The sequence below is a fragment of the Magnetovibrio sp. PR-2 genome, assembly GCF_036689815.1.
Classification (GTDB): Bacteria; Pseudomonadota; Alphaproteobacteria; order Rhodospirillales; family Magnetovibrionaceae; genus Magnetovibrio.
In genome coordinates, this window is record NZ_JBAHUR010000002.1 from 120,315 (window position 1) to 138,704 (window position 18,390).

The following is an 18,390-nucleotide window of genomic DNA, read 5'->3' on the forward strand; positions in this document are numbered from 1 at the left end:
AGCCGCATCAGCTCAGAGCTGATGCGGCTTTTTTCGTCAGCATTTCGGCGCGCCCTTCAAGGCGCCAAAGCCGAACACGTCGTCGCGTCCGGGTGAGCCCAGATCGTTCACCACCTTGCTCAAGATTTTGCGCAGGGTGTCTGGATTGGGGGCTCTTCCCGCTTTGCGCAGGATCGCCGCAACAGCTGTCACGAACGGCGCCGCATAAGACGTCCCATAGTAGGTCGTGCCGCCGTCGCTCTTGGCCTTTGCCGCCCACACCCCTGCACCGGGGGCGGCGATGTCGATGTGCGGGCCTGCATTTGCTTTTGAATAAATCTTATTGGGACCGGACAGGGCTGTGACCGCCACCACGTCTCCATATGCCGCCGGATAAGCGATGCGGTCCGATTTACCCCACCCACCAATGGAGGCAATCACCAAGATGTCCATGTCTTTGGCACGGTCCAAAGCCCGGCGGATGACTTTGTTTTCCTTACCCGCCATGGAAATATTCACGGCGTGCACATCGGCCCCGACCAACCAGGCCATGGCTTTGACGAAGGCAGCGGCTGTGCCGACCATTTTGCCCTTTTTATTGATTTCAAACATATTCGCGTGATACAGCCGCGCGCCGGGCAGCAAGCCGCCCCAGTCCGCCCGGGCCGCAAGAATGCTGGAAACGGCCGTGCCGTGTTTCTGGTTACCCGCTTTGCGTCCCGGTTTGGGGAACGACAGATAAGACACCAGTTGGTCTTTAAACGCGGGGTGATAGAGATCGAGACCGGTATCGATCACACCGATTTTCAAACCCTTCCCACAGCTGTTGGACGTTCGGGTCCACCCCGCCATTTTGCGGGCTGTGCGGGCGTTTTTCGGGGCGGCCCCAGCTTGCACATGATAATGCGCGTTCACATCGAAGGTCGTGCCCGGAAAGGTTTTGGCGAGCTCTTTAATGGCTTTTTCAGGTGTCTTGGACCGGGGGATGGTCAGGCGCAAAATTTTGAGGCCCAGTTCCTTCGCGCCGATGGTTTCTTGGACCCGGTAGCCCATGGTGATGGCTTTGCCGACAAAGTTTGCGCCCGGGTTCACCACAAGAACTTCACCCGGTTCATGGGTGAACAATTTATCGATCGTCTTGTCTGTGCGAGAGCCTGAACCTTTAGAAGACCCGCTCTTGCCCGAACCGTATTTCCCGGATTTGTATTTATCCTGTGAAATCGGACGTCCCTTGGAATCATACTTCAGGATTTGAGCGGTGGCCTCACCAGCCCAGATAAAGGCCGTCAACACTACGCACGCATGGATAAATTTCATCTAACCCTCTCACAAACACCTTCAATATACGATTAAGTATAAGCACGCCCGGCCTGAGAGAGAACACAAATCACTTAACCATCATCAGAACGCCGTCTGCGCCACAGCCAAAGCCCCAACCCGGCCAACAGAACCACAGGCAGCCAACGCGCAATCCAGATGGTGGTGGCGCGTATGCCGCGGATGAAGGCGTTGAAGCTGTCGCTTAACAATCCCGACAGCGGACCTAAGTTGACATCCCCCGCTTTGGGTGGGCGCAAAGCATAGCTGATGGAAAAGGTGACGTTGTCGGTGACCTTTTCGATGTTTTGCTTTTGGCGCGTGAGGCGTTCGATATCGCCTTCGACGCGCATCAGCTCACGTTCCACCTGGACCAAATCGCCGATCTTGGAAGATTTTTTATCCGCCAAGGCATAGAGCCGTTCACGCATGAAGTTCAAGCGTTTGATGCGTGCTTCGGTGTCTTGATAAGCTTGATCGCGGTTGCGCGCGGTTTCATTGAAATTGACGATATGACGGCCTTCCCCTTCGGACAGGAAGGCGTGAAATTGATTGGCCTTTTCGCCAGGGACCTGGGCACGCAGGTGCGCCGTGGGGCGTTGCGCGTGACCGGTTTGGGATTGATTGGTGATGACACAGTTCAGTTTCAAGCATTCCGTGCGGTCGCGTTCTAACTGGGCGTTGATGTCGTCATCGATTTCTAAGCTGTAATTGCGCCCGATTTCCATGCGCGGGCCAGCGTTGGACGCCATGGCGGCTTCCGAACGCATCATCGGTGCGTCTGCAGCCATCAGCATGGCCTTGCCCATGGGCGGCGCGCTGGAACGGCTGTTGTCGTCGCTGGATTCGGGATCGCACGCGCTGAGCAACACGGACACAGCAACCAAGACAACACCAATTCTCACTGGATTTTTCATTCCCACCACCTACATAGACTTTTAGGACACAATTGTCATAGACACACACTGTGGCGAGATTGTGGGGCAAAACGGGACGATGACTAACGATTGGAGCCCATCATGCTTCTTGGACGCTATATCATTCACGCCCTGCTTTTGGCCGGAGCCCTCTCTCTGATACCGTTTATGGTTCAGGTGTAGAGCTTAGGCGTCAAAATCCAGGCCCCAGTCGCGATAGCGCTCGGGATCGTCGGCCCATTTTTCGCGCACTTTCACAAACAAGAACAAGTGCACGCGGGTGTCCAAAATCTCTTCCAATTCCGTACGCGCCGCCTCGCCCAGTTTTTTGATCTGCTGACCACCCTTGCCCAAGATAATGGACTTCTGGCTGTCGCGTTCGACAAAGATCACTTGTTCGATCTTGACCGAGCCGTCTTTGCGATCTTCCCACGTTTCGGTTTCCACCGTCGTCGCATAGGGCAGTTCTTGGCGCAGCTGCAAATAGAGCTTTTCACGCGTAATTTCAGCAGCCAGCAGGCGTTCCGCCTGGTCGGACACTTGATCTTCGGGGAAGTGCCACGGACCTTCGGGCATGTGCCCGGCCAAAAACGACACCAAGTCGTCCACACCGTCGCCGTTCAACGCTGAAATCATGAAAATATCGTCGAAGATTTCATGAGCGTTGAGGTCAGAGACCAAAGCCAGCAATTGCGGCTTTTTGATTTTATCGATCTTGTTGATCACCAAGTGCGCGCGCTGTTTTTCTGCTTTCATGCGCTCGATAATGCTGGCCGTGTCTTTGTCGATGCCTTTATCGGCATCCACTAACAGCAATTTGACGTCAGCGTCCCCGGCTCCACCCCAGGCGGCCGCGACCATGGCACGGTCCAAGCGGCGGCGCGGCTGGAAGATGCCGGGTGTGTCGATGAAGACCAGCTGTACGCGGTCTTGGATAGCAATGCCCATGACGCGCGCGCGGGTGGTTTGAACCTTGGGCGAAACGATGGAGACCTTCGTCCCCACCACGCGGTTGACCAAGGTTGATTTGCCAGCGTTGGGCGCGCCGATGACGGCGATGAAACCGCAGCGATCTTGATCGGTCATGATTGTCCTTCCAGCTCAGCCAACAGTTTGGCGGCAGCGTCTTGTTCGGCGGCGCGGCGCGACGCACCCTGGCCTTCGCCTGCACCACTGTCTTTGACCGAGACCTGGATGGTAAAGGTCGGCGCGTGGTCGGGGCCTGAGCGCCCGACAATATCATATTTGGGCAAGCCAAGCGCGCGGCCTTGCGCCCATTCCTGCAATGCGGTTTTGGCGTCTTTGGGCGGTTTGATGTCTTCGGTGACCAAATCCGCCCAACGGGTTTGAATGAAGGCCGCGGCAATGTCTAGGCCTCCATCCAAATAGAGCGCGCCCAAAACGGCTTCCAGCGTGTCGGCCACCACACTGTCGTGGGAGCGTGCAGACGTTTCCGCATCGACGGATTGGGTGTGGACCAAGTTCGCCAATGCAAAACCATCCCCAACACGGGCCAAGGTGTCGCGGGACGTGAGGCCGGCAAAGCGGCGCGCAAGTTCGCCTTCTTCTTCATCCGGGAACTGCGCATACAGCATTTCCGCCATCACCAAACCCAGCACACGATCGCCTAAGAATTCGAGGCGTTCGTTGGAGCTGGTGCGCTGTTCGGTGGTCGAGGCATGACGCAGGGCTTGGTTCAACAAATCTTCGTTGGTGAACGCATGCCCCAACAGGTCTTGTAGGTGGTCTAAGTCGGTGGCCATCGTTTAGTCCACCGACGTAAAGAAGCGTTCGAAACGAAGCGACCAGGGCCACTGCCAGAACTTCCAAAACGACCCGTCGATGGAAAAGAATTTTGCGTCCGCACGGCCCACTAGGTTTTCTTTGGGGATATACCCAATCACACGCGAATCCGACGAATTGTCGCGGTTGTCGCCCATGCCGAAATAATGGCCCGCGGGCACGCGGTACAGGGCCGTGTTGTCGAGGACCATGCGGTCGCTTTCTTCGATGATTTCGTGGCTGACCCCGCCCGGTAAAGTTTCCAAATAGCGCACCGTGTGGTGGAAGGAACCGTAGCGGTCTTCGTAGACAAACTCGCCCACCCGTTCACGCTTTACGGCCTTGCCATTGATGTGCAAAACACCGCGTTTGACCTGAATGGTGTCGCCCGGCAGACCGACGATGCGTTTGATGTAATCGGTGGTGTTGTCCGTGGGCGTTTTAAACACGGCGACATCGCCGCGTTCGGGTTCTTCGAACATCACGCGTTCGGGCAAAACCGGCAGGCTGAACGGCAACGAGTGCTTGGAATAGCCATACGACATTTTGGACACAAACAGATAGTCCCCTACCAACAATGTCGGAATCATAGACCCCGACGGGATGGAGAACGGCTCATAGGCGAACGAACGCACCACCAGTGCAAACAAAACCGCATAGCCGATGGTCTTGACGGTATCCCAGAGGCTTTCTTCATCTTCTTGGGGTTTGCCGTCGAACAGGTCGTCGTCTTTGGCGGGGGTGTTGTCGCTCATAAAGTATCCATTTTTGTCTGTTTTTAAGGCTTGAGAACCGCCGAAATGACCACCATGGCGTGGGCCAAGGGGTATTCATCGGTCAGCGAGATATCAATCTTCGGCTCATAACCTTCGGGTGTGAGGCTTTGTAGCCTGTCTAGCGCCCCGTTGGAAAGGGTCATAATGGGCTGACCGCTGGGTAAATTGGTGACGGCTATGTCTTTCCAGAACACATTTTCGCGAAATCCGGTGCCCAAAGCCTTGGCCGTGGCCTCTTTGGCGGCAAAAAACATGGCGTAGCGGCTGGCCTTGCCCTTCTCGCCCCGCTTTTCGGCTTTGGCGCGTTCTTCGTCGGTATAGATGCGCTCGACAAAGCGAGCTTCAAAGCGCGTCAGCGTCTGTTCGATGCGACGAATGTCGCAGAGATCTGTGCCGACGCCCAAAATCATGCGACACCTCTGGCTTCGTCCATCAAGCGGCGCATGTCTTTAATGGCCGCTTCAAAACCGATGAAAATCGCCTCACCCACCAAGAAGTGTCCGATGTTGAGCTCTTTGAGGGTGGGAATGACGGCGATCGGCTTTACGGTGTCGTAGATCAAACCGTGTCCGGCGTGGCATTCCAGGCCAAGTGTGTGTGCATGGGCTGCGGCTTTGATGACACGTTCCAACTCTTGATCGCGCGCCTCCCCCGTCTTGTCGCAATAGGTCCCGGTGTGCAATTCGACCACCGGCGCGCCAAGGGCTTTTGAGGCATCCAGGGCTTCTACGTCGGGCTCGATAAACAACGAAACGCGAATACCAACATCGGACAAGCGGCCAATGACCGGCTTAAGCTTGTCAAATCCGCCGACAACGTCCAAACCGCCTTCGGTGGTGCGCTCTTCGCGCTTTTCCGGCACCAAGCACGCCGCGTGGGGCTTGTGGCGCAGCGCAATTTCCAACATCTCGTCCGTTGCTGCCATTTCCAGGTTCAACGGCAAGTCAATTTCATCGCACAGGCGCAAAATGTCCGTGTCCGTGATGTGGCGGCGGTCTTCACGCAAGTGTGCCGTGATTCCGTCCGCACCTGCGTCTGCCGCCATATGGGCCGCGCGCACGGGATCGGGATAATCGCCGCCGCGCGCATTGCGGATGGTGGCAACGTGGTCAATATTAACGCCTAGCCGAAGATCGGAGAGCTGTGGGGAGGTCATTGTTCAGCACTTTCATGAGTGGTGTGTTTGCGCATGCGCTTGTGATGGCGTGCCGCTTGATATTTCGAAATCACCGGGCGCAGCGGCACGTAAAAGGCAAACCACACCCCGATAACCCAGGGCACGCAACCGACCAGCATGGGCCACATCACCGGACCGCCGACGTCTAAAAACAAGTCGAAATCCAGCTTGTACAAGGCTTCGGTGCTTTCGGTGAGCACGTCGATAAAGTCAATGTCTTTGGGGTTCACACCGTCTTGACGCAACAGCCATTGTCCGGTGTTGAACACCCCGATCCAAATAAACGGAAAGGTCCAGGGATTGCCCACGGCGGTGCCAATGGCCGCCGCCAACATATTGGCGCGGATGATATATGCCATCGCCATAGAAATTACGAAATGCAAGCCCATGAACGGCGAAAATGAAATCGCAGCACCACAGGCAAACCCCGCAGCCAGCGAATAGGCAGAGCCCGGAATCCGCGCCACACGATGAAACACATAGCGCGTCGATCGGTTCCACCCGGCCTTGGGCCAGAAGAACTGTGCGATGCGGTGCAACAGGTTGAGTTTTTGGCGGCGTTGAAACATGGGGTTGGGTTCACGTCAAGGTTCGCGGAATATGTGGCTTTTTCTCACATATCCGCCTGTTGGGAAAGGATTTTCCGTCCCATTCACCAAAGCGTCACGATTTGATGAAACATGCATAAACAATATGATAGCTATCTGTGAAGTTTTCCCCCAGATGCGCCGATATGCGGCGGAAATCCTTTGGGCTCAGGGGTTTGTGTCCAGACGCTGGCGTGTTTGCGCCTATGGTCTTCAAACGCCGGGCAAAGACGTGGGCGTCGTCATAGGCGCGCTCAATCCGCTCTTCCCAAAGCACAACCGAACCGCCGGAGGGCATCAGCGCTTCGATTTCAGTCAAATCGGGATAGCTGCGCGTGCCGTCTTTCAGGCCCAGCGCCGCATGGGCCGCGCGCCAATTGGCGAAGGTTTCGCAGCCCAGCGTCGAAAACAGCAGCTGTCCGCCGGGCTTCAAAAGCCCCGCCAACTCGGCTAACCCGGCTTGTAAGTCTGCAAACCATTGCACCGCGAGGCTGGAGACGATCAGATCGAACTGCCGCCCCTCAAGGCTGGGTCGCTCGCCGTCCATGCACAAATAATCGACACGCGGATCGGCACATTGGGTTTTGCACTTGTCCACCATGTTGGGTGCGATGTCGGTGATGACGAACCGGCCGCCTGAAGTGCCCGTCAGAAGGTGGCGCGTCAGACCGCCCGTGCCACAGCCGATTTCCAAGACGTCCGGGGCAGAAACTAAGCCGTCCAACGCCAAAGCCGCAACCTGGGCGGCCACTTGGGCTTGGACCTGGGAGGCTTGCTCATAGCTGTCGGCGGATTTCGAAAACGCGTCGACGATTTGGGACTTTTGCGCGCTCATTTGGAAAGTCCCGCAACAAAACCATTGATGTGCTCTGCACACCAGTCCGTCGCACTTAACGGCAAAATGTGGTCCCCGCCTGCTTTCATGCGCAAATCAAAGCCGTCAAAGGACGCCTGGCTCATCTCAGCAGACACCACTTGATCCGCGTCCCCGGCCAAGGCCAAGACGGGAACGTTCAGTTCTTTAAGTCCAGCGCGTTCATCCCAATCCATCATGGCGGTTAAATCTTCGGCTAAGCGGTCCCAGTTCAATGAACCTTCATATGGGGTGACGTCGCCACATTGGCCCATAAAATCGGCAAAGACTTGGTTAGGTTTCAGACCAAATCCCTGGATCATGCGGTTAAGCAATTTGGGATGCACACCTTTTGGAAAATCGTCGGCTTTGGTGAAGCGCGCAAAGCCATTGATGGCTATCAATGCTGCAGGTTTATGCTGCAGCATTTTGTGCAGCATAAACTGTGTGCCAAAGGAATGCGAAATGACAACATCCGACTCATCCAACGGGGGAATGTCTGACGTCTGCGCTGCACGGTAGCCCAAATCAAGGCACTCGCCTGCGCCCACACGCTCCATCAGCGGCTGCCAAAAGCGCGCATCAAATCCCCAGCCATGGATGTAGACATACCTCATGCCGCCCGCCTTACCCGCGTGCGCGTTCAATGGAGTTGATTTCAGGTGTTGCGCGCAAAGCGGCGATGATCTCGTTCAAGTGCTTCACATCACGCACTTCGATGTCGACCATCATGTCGTAGAAATCAGAGGCACGGTTTTGGATCTTCAAGTTGGAGATATTCCCCTCCCCCCGTGCGACGACGTTCGACAGCGAGCCCAAAGCCCCCGGCACGTTCAACAGCGTCAGATGCACCCGCGACACGTGGCCAGCGGTCTGTGCGACCTCTTCGCCCATATCCCAAGACACGTCGATCCAGCGTTCCGGCTCATCGTCGTATTTACGCAAACCGTCGCAGTCGATGGTGTGAATGGTGACACCCTTGCCCGTGGTGATGATGCCGACAATGCGGTCCCCCGGCAGGGGATGACAACACCCCGCATAGTGCATCGCCATGCCGGGAATCAAACCACGGATGGGGATGGCTGCGTCGCGTTTGGATTTTTTCTTTTGGCGCCTTTTGGATCGCGACAGCGGCATCATGTCACTGATTTTGCGCGCCACGCTTTGTTTTTTGGTGCCGGGATAAACCGCTTCCAACACTTCGCGTGCCGTGGTGTGGCCCATGCCAACTTCCGCGACCAGCTCATCGACGCTGTCTTGTTGAAAAATTTTCAAGACCCCTTTGAGGCCCTTTTCCGTCAGCGGATAGTCTTCTTCGACAAAGGCGCGTTCCAACATGGCGTTGCCGAGCTCGATGTATTGATCACGCTCTTTCAAACGCACATAGCGCCGGATGCGCGCCCGCGCCTTGCCCGTGACGACAAAGTTGTCCCACGTCGGTGACGGTGTGTGGGTTTTCGAGGTGACGATGTCCACCTGATCACCGTTTTTTAAACGTGTGCGCAACGGCATCATGCGGCCATTGATCTTGGAACCGACACAACGGTCCCCGACTTCGGTGTGAACGGCGTAGGCAAAGTCCACAGGCGTCGCGTCTTGGGGCAGGTTGATCAGGTCGCCCTTAGGGGTGAAGCAGAACACTTGGTCTTGGAACATCTCAAGTTTGGTGTGTTCCAAAAACTCTTCGGGCTCGGCCGCAGTTTCCAAAATTTCCAACAGTTCGCGCAGCCAGCGGTACTGCTTGCCGTCGGTGGGTTTGCCCGACACATCGTCCAGAAGATCACCTTGTTTGTACTGCCAGTGCGCCGCCACCCCGCTGTCGGCAATGCTGTGCATATCGTGCGTGCGGATCTGAATTTCGATGCGATGGCGCTCAGGGCCAATCACCCCGGTGTGCAAGGACTGATAGCCATTGGGTTTGGGGACTGAGATGTAATCCTTAAACCGGTCCGGCACGACCCGGTACGCATTGTGAATGACGCCCAAGGCCTTATAACAATCTTCGTTGCTGTCCACCGCAATGCGAAACGCCATGATGTCGGACATGGCTTCGAACGGCACGTCCTTTTTCTGCATTTTACGCCAGATGGAGTACGCCGTTTTTTCCCGGCCCGTCACCTCGGCGACGACACCGTTGTCTTTCAGGGTTTGACGCAATTCGTTGATGATCAACGGCACCAAAGTTTCGCCTTCGTCGCGCAAGTATTCCAAACGCTTGAGGATACTGTCGCGTGCCTCGGCATTGATTTCAGAGAACGACAAGTCATCGAGCTCGTTTTTCAGCTCCTGCATGCCGATGCGCTCGGCCAGCGGAGAGAAAATCTCCATGGTCTCGGTCGCAATGCGTTTGCGCTTTTCCGGCTTTTTGATGAAGTGCAGCGTGCGCATGTTGTGCAGCCGGTCCGCCAGCTTCACCAACAACACGCGGATGTCTTCGGACATGGCCAACAACAACTTGCGGAAGTTCTCAGCCTGTTTGGAGTGGTCGGACTGAAGTTCGATCTGGGTCAGCTTGGTCACACCGTCGACCAGCTTTGCGACCTCGGGGCCGAACATCTTTTGCAGCTCTTCAATGGTGGCACCCGTATCTTCCACCACGTCGTGCAGCAAAGCTGTGGCAATGGTTGCGGCGTCCAGACGATAACTGGTCAAGATGCCCGCGACTTCCAACGGGTGGGAGAAATACGGATCGCCCGAAGCACGCATTTGCGAACCGTGGGCTTTCATCGCATAGACGTAGGCTTTGTTGATCAGGCCCTCGTCGGCAGCCGGATCATACGCTTTGACAATTTCAACAAGTTCGAACTGGCGCATCACGCAAAAGCCCTCCGCTCGAAGTGTAGAGCAAAGGGCTTTCGATAAACAGGTTTAGTGGCCGTAGACCCAAAAGGACGGCACGCCAAAAACGTCGTGTGAGCGCGCCTAATCACTTAGTCCCCCTGAACTTCAGCCCCTTCCATCATGGCTTCGGCTTCGGACATGGCTTCGGCCACGTCTTCGGCGGCCACGTCGTGCACGGTCAAGGCGTCAGCGTTGACTTCAGCGTTGTCGTCCGCTTCGCCCATTTCGCCGGTGACGTCTTGTTGCAAAGCGCGCATGTCCATTTCGTCTTCGATGGGGTCGTCGCTTTCGACGTAGCGCTGCAGGCCCTTGACCAGGGTTTCTTGCAGTTCGTCGTAGTTGACGGTTTCATCGGCGATTTCGCGCAGGGCAACAACAGGGTTTTTGTCATTGTCACGTTCGACGGTGAGTTCACCGCCTGCGGAAATGTCGCGCGCACGCTGCGCGGCGGTCATCACCAGCTCAAAGCGGTTGGGAATCTTGGTAACGCAATCTTCGACCGTAACACGGGCCATAGATGTTTCTCCAGCTAAAGGGTGTGAAACGTGTGTAAAATGTGAGTGATTCTGGCGATTATATATTGGGTTGGTGGAATAAGTGCAACACAAAACAGACAAGTCTGTATACAGAAAACTTAAACAAAGAAAAAACCACACCCCAACTCGCTAAAGGGTGTGGTTTCTAAATCTATTCCTGACACAAAGGGGTAGGCTGTTAAACTGTCAAATTGGTGGCTTAAAAGTTGTAGTTAACACCAATTTGAGCGTTGTGAATGACAAGGTATTGGTTCACCCCTAGGTCGCTCGTCGGAGCGCCCAAAAGAGAATAGGATCCAACCAAGTCAACTGCAGGGCTCAATTCATACGACACGCCCAAGCCGACTTGGCCTGCAACGGTAACAGCTTCGCCATCCTCGTAAGACGCTTCGCCATCGGTGTCGGTGTAATTGATTTCACCATCAGCATAAAGACCGCCAAAACCTGCGCTTACAAAAGGCGTGAATGCAGAGTCCATGTCAAAGTCGTATGCACCATTCAGCATGGCTGTATAAATGCCAACATCACCGGAGACACCTGTCAAAGTAGATTGACCAGTAACAGCACCGATAGAGGAATCGCGATAGCCGAGTTCGATTTCAGCACGTATACTGCCATATTTGCTGCCAAAGCGTGCAAGAACACCAAGGCCGTTATCCAGTTCACTATTGTGCGAAACAGTGGAACCGCCAGAAAAGGAGTTCTTAATTTTAGGATCGTTGTACGAACTTCCTACAACAGATACACCAGCGTAGAGATCAGCTGCTTGCCCGGTGCTTACCAAAACAAATGGCGCAGCAAAAGCAAACAAGGAAAAAGCGAGTTTCTTCATATCTTCAAGCCTTCAAATTAAAAATGGCATCCAAAAGCACCAGCTCCAGAATCTTGTTAACTTCTATAGAGTTTTCCGTGTAGCCGCAATGATAAAATCATAGAATTACGAGGTGTTGAGCGCAGGCGTGATAAATTTACAACATCAAATCGAACGCACAGTTTAGGGCTTAGCCCCCCTCTTCTTCGTCATCAATATCTCGATGAAGCATCTCTTTGGGACGAGTAACTTGGTCTTCAGGAAGGTTTTTAATGAGCATTTCCAGGCCCTTAAATAAAACCGGATGCGTCCAGCCCGGCACCAAATCACGAATGGGCAACAAAACGAAGCCACGCTCATGCATGCGCGGGTGCGGCACAGAGAACCCCACTGTTTCATCCGTAATCAGGTCATCAAAAGCCAGCAAATCCAAGTCCAAGACGCGGGGGGCATTACGCTCGGCCCGCACGCGGCCAAAATCGGTCTCGATTTGATGCAAAACAGCCAAAAGCTCCGCAGGCTCCAGGGGCGTCTCAACGATACACACACCGTTGACGTACCAAGGCTGGTCGCTCATGGGCACAGGTGCGCTTTCAAACCAGCGCGAACGGCGCAATACGCGCACCTTGGCGTGCGCACTCAAGGCGTCCAGCGCGGCCTCCAAGGTTTGCACCGGCGAGCCAAAGCGGTCCGAGGGTAAATTCGCGCCTAAACCAATCAAAATCATTTATTTTCGATCCAACTTATAAATAGCCCCCAAATCTGCTTGCACGGGTCCGGGGCAAAGCCTACCTATAAGGCATCCATCGTATTTCGGATATCTTTTCGTTTTTTTCATTTTATAAGGGATTGATTAACATGATTTTTTACCCTCAAGAACGCATCGGCCTTTTCATTGACGGCTCCAATTTGTACGCCGCCGCCCGCGCGCTCGATTTCGACATCGATTATAAACGCTTGTTGGAACATTTTGCCGGCAAAGGCCAATTGGTCCGTGCGTTTTACTACACCGCACTGATGGACGACGCCGAATACTCCCCGCTCCGTCCCTTGGTGGATTGGCTGGACTACAACGGCTACACCATGGTGACCAAACCCACCAAGGAATTCACCGACAGTGCGGGCCGGCGCAAAATCAAAGGCAACATGGACATCGAGCTGGCCATCGACGTGATGGAAATGGCGGAAAACTTGGACCATGTGGTGCTGTTTTCCGGCGACGGTGACTTCCGCCGCCTGATCGAAGCCATTCAACGCAAAGGTTTGCGCTGTTCGGTGGTTTCCACCGTTAAATCGTCCCCACCCATGGTCGCCGACGAATTGCGCCGCCAAGCGGATCACTTTATCGAGCTCACCGATCTGCAAAAAAGCATTGGCCGCGGTGGCGATCGCCCGTCCCAACGCCCGCCGCGTGAAGACAGCGATCACTTCCAAAGCCATTCCGAACAGCCGTCCCCCGTCGTTGACGACGACGACGATGGCGCACCCAAAGCTCCCGGCGACTTTGCTGAACTGATCTAAGCCCATGTCCCAGCCGATTGAGCCGCCAAAAGGGTGCACCCAGTGCGCCCGTTTGGTCGATTACCGCACCGCCAATCAAGCCGCCTATCCGGATTTTCACAACGCCCCGGTGCCCAGTTTTGGTCCGCTTTCAGCGGAACTTCTGATCGTGGGCCTTGCCCCCGGGCTCAAAGGGGCCAACTGGTCGGGACGACCGTTCACGGGCGATTATGCAGGGGATTTGCTCTACCCCACTTTGCTGACATTCAAACTGGGTACAGGCACATACGGCGCCTGCGCCGACGATGGGCTGGAGCTCACCAATTGCCGCATCACCAACGCGGTGCGCTGTGCGCCCCCCGAAAACAAAGTGAACGGCACGGAGATCAAAGCCTGCAACCCCTATTTGGTGGCAGAGATCGCGGCTATGCCCAAGCTCAAAAACCTAATCGCCCTGGGCACGGTGGCGCACAATGCGGTGCTCAAGACCTTGGGCATCAAACAGTCCGTGCACAAATTTGGTCACTGTGCCCAACATGATTTGGGAGATGGGCTAACGCTGACCGACAGCTATCACTGCTCGCGCTACAACACCAACACGGGACGTCTCACCGAAGAGATGTTCCACGACGTGTTTCGCACGGTTATTGGCCCATAGAGGGCTGCTCGTTCTCCAAAAGCTGCATCTGCTCTGGATTGAATGGGGATGGCATTGTAACGGTACCAGGGCCATCATGGTCCTCTAACGGGCCGCTAGAGACATCCCCAAATGCGGCCCCTCCGCTCAGGGTGGGACGGAACTGGACGCTGGCGTATGCTTTACATTCATTTTCCAGCAATGCGTCCTGCAATTGGGCCGAGTGCTCATAGACGCCGTCACTGGCACGCTGAGAATTTTTGACTTTTAGCGCAACAATGCAGCCCATATACCACCCTGCATTATATTGGATTTGCAGCGCTTGATCGAGGGCTTGAGCATTTACCGTCAACTCCTGCGCATCGACATTTGCGGGTAAAAAGCCAGCGCTTATCCCGAGGCTCATAAGGCCAAGAAAGGGTGTCAGTTGTTTCAAAACCATCGTCAGTTCCCCCCAGTTTGTGTCGTTGGACCGTCAATCAAAGACTGGATCAATGCTTGTCTGCTGGCTGTTGCTTCGGCACTCGCACTGGGGTTGCTTTCAACCCCGCCTGCCCCTGCTCCGAGATTCGCCGTCTCGCCGACGATCGCACCGACAAAAGCGGCTTTATCTTTCACCGTGATTGGATTGAAAAAATAGTGCGGCACGCAAATCAAAATGCCGCCGAAAAAAGCCAACATCAAACCCGGCGAAGACGTCACCAAAGAGGCACTGACCGTGCCAATGTCCACATGGCCTTCATTGCTTTCGGTCTTAATGCGCCCCAAAACGAAACTGCACCCGATAACGATCATGATGGAGCCAAATGCCGTCGTCATAAACTGCATCCAAGTCCGGGTCGCCAGTCCAGAATTGATTCTGTGTTCGCGCAAGATCAAGAGGTCCCGTTCCAAAGCCACTTTTGCTTTGGCCTGAAACGCACCGTTCATGTCTTCGACCGTGGCGTTTTGCAACAGCGTGTCAACTATGGGAGGTTTCAGGTTGTAGATTTCTGTATGAATTGTTTCCATGCGCGCGAAACTCTCGAGCAAGAAAAAACCCGAAGGCACCACCAGCACTAAAAACAAAGCTATGTGTGAAATGATTGACTTGTAACGGATTAAAAAATGCATCGCCTCCCCCGTTTTCCCACCGCACCCCGTAAAGCACCCTTAAAGTGCATCCAAATAAATACAGTAGCGCCTTAGTTGAGTTCAAGGAATTTCTGCTGACAGCTCGGTTTCCTCTGCTAACATCTGGACTTTGATTAAACGATTCCTGAGATTTGAGAGAAACATGCGCGTTATTTGTTTAGATATGGAAGGCGTCTTGGTCCCCGAAATTTGGTTGGGCGTCGCCGCAAAAACCGGGATTGAGGAGCTGAAGCTCACCACCCGCGACATCAAAGATTACGACGAGCTGATGCGCCATCGCCTCAAGGTCTTAGACGAACACGGCATCAAGATGGACGTGATCGAAAGCGTCATCGGTGATTTGGGCCCCATGGACGGCGCCAAGGACTTCTTGGACGAGCTGCGCAAACACGCCCAGGTCATCATTTTGTCAGACACGTTCTACGGTTTCGCCAAGCCGCTGATGGAACAGCTCAACTGGCCGACCTTGTTCTGCCATTATCTGGACGTCGCCGACGACGGACACATTTCGGGCTATCGTTTGCGCACCACGGACCACAAAACCAAGTCCGTGAATAAGTTGAAAGAACTCAACTTTGTCACCGCCGCCATGGGCGACAGCTACAACGATACAGGCATGATCCAAGCCGCAGACGTTGCCGCGTTCTTCCGCAGCCCGCAAAACGTGCTGGACGACTTCCCGGATTACCCCCACTTCACCGACTACGGCGAGGCGGCGGAGTATCTGTTGACAACAGAGCCTAAAGGTTAGGACAAAGATGTCCGACGTCGTCAACTTAAACAAATTCCGCAAAACCAAGGCACGTGCTGACAAAGACAAGCGCGCGTCGGAGAACCGTGTGAAATTTGGACGCACCAAGGCGGAAAAACAGGCCGAAAACACCAATCAGGCGTTGATCGACAAAAAGCTCAAAGGCAAAAAGCTGGGCGACGATGACCAAGACCCCACTTGAGCTCACCCGCCGTAAGGCAGGCTAGCCCTCCCCCACTCAGCTTGCACAAACACAAAAGCCGCGAAGGCACATACACCTTCGCGGCTTTTGAGGATTCAACAGGCTGAAAACCTATTCGTCTTCGTGTTCGGGGTCTTCCAGCATGCGGTGTAGATGCACCAGGACGTACTTCACGTTGGCATCGTCTACGTTGGCGTGAGATTTCGCACGCCACGCGTCCAAGGCTTGGGCATTGGACGGGTAGATGCCGACGACATCGATGTTGTTCAAATCTTCGAATTCGACACCTTGGGGGTCTTTGACACGACCGCCAAATACCAGATGCAAAAGCTGTTTGTTTTCAGGGGTACTCATGGACTGACTGGTCCTCACTCTGTGATTGGACAGATATACACATTATTGTTTTGTGCGGTGCGGCATTTGTACGCAAACACTTGCGCAAAATCAAGCAAAACCCGCCCAAAAGTGTAGAGACAACAAACGTTTATATAAGAGTTTTCTTAATCTTTGAGGATGTCGTTGACAGCTTCGAGCACGTTTTCAACGCTCAACGGCTTTTCCAGCTTGTAGTGCGCGCCAATCAGTTCCGCAGCTTTCAAGTAATCCGTCACGCCCTCACCCACATAGGCGGTCATGGCGATGATTTTGATATCGGGGTAAAGCACCCGAACTTCGCAGATAATGTCCAGACCGTCCCGGTACGGCATGAAAATATCGGTGATGATCAAATCGAACACAGACTTTTCACACGCGACCATGCCTTCTTCACCATTGGCAGCCGTTGTCACGGTGTGAGTGTCTTCAAGACACGAAGACACAAAGTCTAAGATATCCTGATCATCATCAATAATGAGAATTCGGGCCAAGGTGATTCCTCCACGGAACACAGCCCCCCACCCCTAAGGCACTGCACTCGTAATTTTAGTACTATGAAATGGTTTTACCGCAACCTCTTAAGCGTGATGTTGCCACGATTGAAAAAGTTTGCAAGAAGATTGTCCCCAAAATCTCGTTATTCTACTTATGAGCTAGCGCACTCGCTTAAAAAGAGAAAAATGATGCACAACGCCCCAAACTACTGGTTTTTGTGGCTCAACAAACGGGCTTTGTCACGCTTCCAGTCCCGGTCTTTCGAAGATTGACGCTTATCGGATTTGTGTTTGCCCTTGGCGAGTCCCAGTTCAACCTTTGCGATACCACGGGTGTTGAAATAGATACTCAACGGCACAACCGTGTACCCTTCACGTTGGATGTTACCCATCAACCTGTAAATTTCTCGCTTGTGCAACAACAACTTACGTTCGCGCCGGGGCTCATGGCCGTTGTATTTGGCAGCGGGGGCGTATTCGGGGATGTAGGCGTTGGTCAAATACATCTCACCCGACTTGTCCACCGCGTATGATTCGCCGATAGAGCCGGACCCCTTGCGCAAAGATTTCACCTCGGAACCCATGAGCTGAATTCCGGCTTCCACCGTGTCTTCAATGAAGTAGTCATGACGAGCTTTGCGGTTTTGCGCGACGATGGTGCCGTCAGGCCCCTTTTTCTTCTTTTTCTTGGCCATACGCCCCCGCTTCCCCGATCAACTTAGTCAATCAGGCCCAGTTCCCGGATGGCTGATTCCACCTGGATTTTGGAGCTGTCGCCGATTTCCACCAACGGCAAACGCATTTCCGCCGCGCACAGGCCCATCAGTTCAGCCGCATGCTTCACCGGGCCGGGGCTGCTTTCGCAGAACATGGCCCCGTGCGTGCGAATCAGGCGCTGTTGGATGTCCATGGCGGTTTTGACGTCGCCTGCGTTCCAAGCCGCGTGCTGTTCGGCGCACAGTTTCGGCGCGATGTTGCCGGTCACCGAAATGCAGCCGTGACCGCCTGCGGCCAAAAATGGAATGGCCGTGGCGTCTTCGCCCGACAGCAGACAGAAATCGTCCGGCAGCTCACGGGCATACACAACCGGGCGTGCAACGTCGCCCGTGGCGTCTTTGACGCCCGCGATGTTGGGCAGCTCGGCCAACCTTTTGAAGGTGTCCAAAGAGATATCGACTACGGAGCGCCCCGGAATGTTGTAGACGATGACGGGAATGCCCACCGCATCGTTCACAGCTTTGAAATGCTGATAGAGGCCTTCTTGGGTCGGTTTGTTGTAGTACGGCGTCACCACCAGGACCGAATCTGCGCCCGCTTTTTCGGCGTGCACGGCCAAATCGATGGCTTCGGCGGTGGAGTTGGAGCCCGCCCCCGCCATCACCGGCACGCGGCCTGCGTTCACTTCGATGCACAGTTCCGTCACGCGCTTGTGCTCTTCGTGGGTCAACGTCGGCGATTCGCCGGTTGTGCCACACGGAACCAAGCCGTTGGTGCCCTCTTTGACTTGCCAATCAACAAACGATTGGTAAGCTTTTTCATCCACAACACCGTCTTGGAACGGGGTGATGAGAGCGACGAAAGAACCCTGATACATCTGAGGTCTCCTGGGGATAAGCTAAATTAGGTCGGGGAACTTAACGCCAATAAAGCCCTTGAGCAAGCGAGACTTGCGCGATTGTTATATACGGCGTCTTGAGCCTGCTTGGGCAAACGCGTACCCT

General features: G+C 54.6%; 24 protein-coding genes. 4 read left to right on the forward strand and 20 right to left on the reverse strand.

Annotated elements, in window-relative coordinates:
- Positions 1-36: 36 nt before the first annotated feature.
- The 14 genes from V5T82_RS02985 to folK form a co-directional block, all read right to left on the reverse strand.
- Complete coding sequence (locus tag V5T82_RS02985; protein WP_332894107.1) at positions 37-1,296, reverse strand: S8 family serine peptidase; 1,260 nt, start codon at positions 1,294-1,296, stop codon at positions 37-39.
- A gap of 74 nt (positions 1,297-1,370) precedes the next feature.
- Positions 1,371-2,213, reverse strand: coding sequence for a DUF4349 domain-containing protein (locus V5T82_RS02990; RefSeq protein ID WP_332894108.1), 843 nt, complete (start codon positions 2,211-2,213; stop codon positions 1,371-1,373).
- A 186-nt stretch (positions 2,214-2,399) separates the two neighbouring features.
- Complete coding sequence (gene era / locus V5T82_RS02995) at positions 2,400-3,299, reverse strand: GTPase Era (protein ID WP_332894109.1); 900 nt, start codon at positions 3,297-3,299, stop codon at positions 2,400-2,402.
- Positions 3,296-3,976, reverse strand: coding sequence for a ribonuclease III (rnc, locus tag V5T82_RS03000; protein ID WP_332894110.1), 681 nt, complete (start codon positions 3,974-3,976; stop codon positions 3,296-3,298). The genes era and rnc overlap by 4 nt, the downstream gene beginning before the upstream one ends.
- A 3-nt stretch (positions 3,977-3,979) precedes the next feature.
- Complete coding sequence (lepB, locus tag V5T82_RS03005) at positions 3,980-4,750, reverse strand: signal peptidase I (protein WP_332894111.1); 771 nt, start codon at positions 4,748-4,750, stop codon at positions 3,980-3,982.
- Positions 4,751-4,773: 23 nt separating this feature from the next.
- Positions 4,774-5,181, reverse strand: coding sequence for a holo-ACP synthase (gene acpS, locus V5T82_RS03010; RefSeq protein ID WP_332894112.1), 408 nt, complete (start codon positions 5,179-5,181; stop codon positions 4,774-4,776).
- Positions 5,178-5,927: a pyridoxine 5'-phosphate synthase gene (locus V5T82_RS03015; protein ID WP_332894113.1), complete on the reverse strand. Its 750-nt coding sequence runs from the start codon at positions 5,925-5,927 to the stop codon at positions 5,178-5,180. Before V5T82_RS03015 ends, acpS begins: the two co-directional genes overlap by 4 nt.
- Positions 5,924-6,517 (reverse strand): DUF2062 domain-containing protein, encoded by a 594-nt coding sequence (locus V5T82_RS03020; protein ID WP_332894114.1) that lies wholly within the window; start codon positions 6,515-6,517, stop codon positions 5,924-5,926. Before V5T82_RS03020 ends, V5T82_RS03015 begins: the two co-directional genes overlap by 4 nt.
- Positions 6,518-6,611: 94 nt before the next feature.
- Complete coding sequence (locus V5T82_RS03025; protein ID WP_332894115.1) at positions 6,612-7,370, reverse strand: methyltransferase domain-containing protein; 759 nt, start codon at positions 7,368-7,370, stop codon at positions 6,612-6,614.
- A complete protein-coding gene (locus V5T82_RS03030) occupies positions 7,367-8,005 on the reverse strand; it encodes an alpha/beta fold hydrolase (RefSeq protein ID WP_332894116.1) in 639 nt (212 codons plus the stop codon). Before V5T82_RS03030 ends, V5T82_RS03025 begins: the two co-directional genes overlap by 4 nt.
- Before the next feature lie 10 nt (positions 8,006-8,015).
- Positions 8,016-10,205, reverse strand: a complete 2,190-nt coding sequence (locus tag V5T82_RS03035; RefSeq protein WP_332894117.1) for a RelA/SpoT family protein — start codon at positions 10,203-10,205, stop codon at positions 8,016-8,018.
- Positions 10,206-10,318: 113 nt separating this feature from the next.
- A complete protein-coding gene (gene rpoZ, locus V5T82_RS03040; RefSeq protein WP_332894118.1) occupies positions 10,319-10,744 on the reverse strand; it encodes a DNA-directed RNA polymerase subunit omega in 426 nt (141 codons plus the stop codon).
- 220 nt (positions 10,745-10,964) lie between these two features.
- Entirely contained in the window at positions 10,965-11,597 is a 633-nt protein-coding gene (locus V5T82_RS03045; RefSeq protein ID WP_332894119.1) for an outer membrane protein, read from the reverse strand.
- A gap of 169 nt (positions 11,598-11,766) precedes the next feature.
- Positions 11,767-12,303: a 2-amino-4-hydroxy-6-hydroxymethyldihydropteridine diphosphokinase gene (folK, locus tag V5T82_RS03050; RefSeq protein ID WP_332894120.1), complete on the reverse strand. Its 537-nt coding sequence runs from the start codon at positions 12,301-12,303 to the stop codon at positions 11,767-11,769.
- A gap of 131 nt (positions 12,304-12,434) precedes the next feature.
- Here folK and V5T82_RS03055 point away from each other — a divergent pair, with 131 nt between their 5' ends.
- Positions 12,435-13,097, forward strand: a complete 663-nt coding sequence (locus V5T82_RS03055) for a LabA-like NYN domain-containing protein (RefSeq protein ID WP_332894121.1) — start codon at positions 12,435-12,437, stop codon at positions 13,095-13,097.
- Positions 13,098-13,101: 4 nt separating this feature from the next.
- A complete protein-coding gene (locus tag V5T82_RS03060) occupies positions 13,102-13,734 on the forward strand; it encodes a uracil-DNA glycosylase (protein ID WP_332894122.1) in 633 nt (210 codons plus the stop codon).
- On the opposite strand, the gene V5T82_RS03065 is transcribed toward V5T82_RS03060, so the two are convergent.
- Positions 13,721-14,155 (reverse strand): hypothetical protein, encoded by a 435-nt coding sequence (locus V5T82_RS03065; RefSeq protein ID WP_332894123.1) that lies wholly within the window; start codon positions 14,153-14,155, stop codon positions 13,721-13,723. The two genes, V5T82_RS03060 and V5T82_RS03065, sit on opposite strands and share 14 nt — an antisense overlap.
- Positions 14,156-14,157: 2 nt before the next feature.
- Positions 14,158-14,724 (reverse strand): hypothetical protein, encoded by a 567-nt coding sequence (locus tag V5T82_RS03070; protein ID WP_332894124.1) that lies wholly within the window; start codon positions 14,722-14,724, stop codon positions 14,158-14,160.
- Positions 14,725-14,989: 265 nt separating this feature from the next.
- Between V5T82_RS03070 and thrH the strand changes: the two genes are divergently transcribed.
- Together thrH and V5T82_RS03080 are read left to right on the forward strand one after the other, a co-directional pair.
- The gene (gene thrH / locus V5T82_RS03075) at positions 14,990-15,598 is read left to right on the forward strand and encodes a bifunctional phosphoserine phosphatase/homoserine phosphotransferase ThrH (RefSeq protein ID WP_332894125.1); all 609 of its coding nucleotides are present in this window, start codon (positions 14,990-14,992) and stop codon (positions 15,596-15,598) included.
- Between the two features lie 7 nt (positions 15,599-15,605).
- On the forward strand, positions 15,606-15,800 hold the full coding sequence (locus tag V5T82_RS03080) for a DUF4169 family protein (RefSeq protein WP_332894126.1): 195 nt from the start codon (positions 15,606-15,608) through the stop codon (positions 15,798-15,800).
- A 111-nt stretch (positions 15,801-15,911) separates the two neighbouring features.
- On the opposite strand, the gene V5T82_RS03085 is transcribed toward V5T82_RS03080, so the two are convergent.
- From V5T82_RS03085 to dapA, 4 genes are all read right to left on the reverse strand, one after another.
- Positions 15,912-16,154: a DUF4170 domain-containing protein gene (locus tag V5T82_RS03085; RefSeq protein ID WP_332894127.1), complete on the reverse strand. Its 243-nt coding sequence runs from the start codon at positions 16,152-16,154 to the stop codon at positions 15,912-15,914.
- A 146-nt stretch (positions 16,155-16,300) separates the two neighbouring features.
- A complete protein-coding gene (locus tag V5T82_RS03090) occupies positions 16,301-16,666 on the reverse strand; it encodes a response regulator (protein WP_332894128.1) in 366 nt (121 codons plus the stop codon).
- Between the two features lie 209 nt (positions 16,667-16,875).
- The gene (smpB, locus tag V5T82_RS03095) at positions 16,876-17,364 is read right to left on the reverse strand and encodes an SsrA-binding protein SmpB (protein WP_332894129.1); all 489 of its coding nucleotides are present in this window, start codon (positions 17,362-17,364) and stop codon (positions 16,876-16,878) included.
- 23 nt (positions 17,365-17,387) lie between these two features.
- Positions 17,388-18,263, reverse strand: a complete 876-nt coding sequence (gene dapA / locus V5T82_RS03100; protein WP_332894130.1) for a 4-hydroxy-tetrahydrodipicolinate synthase — start codon at positions 18,261-18,263, stop codon at positions 17,388-17,390.
- Between the last annotated feature and the right edge of the window lie 127 nt (positions 18,264-18,390).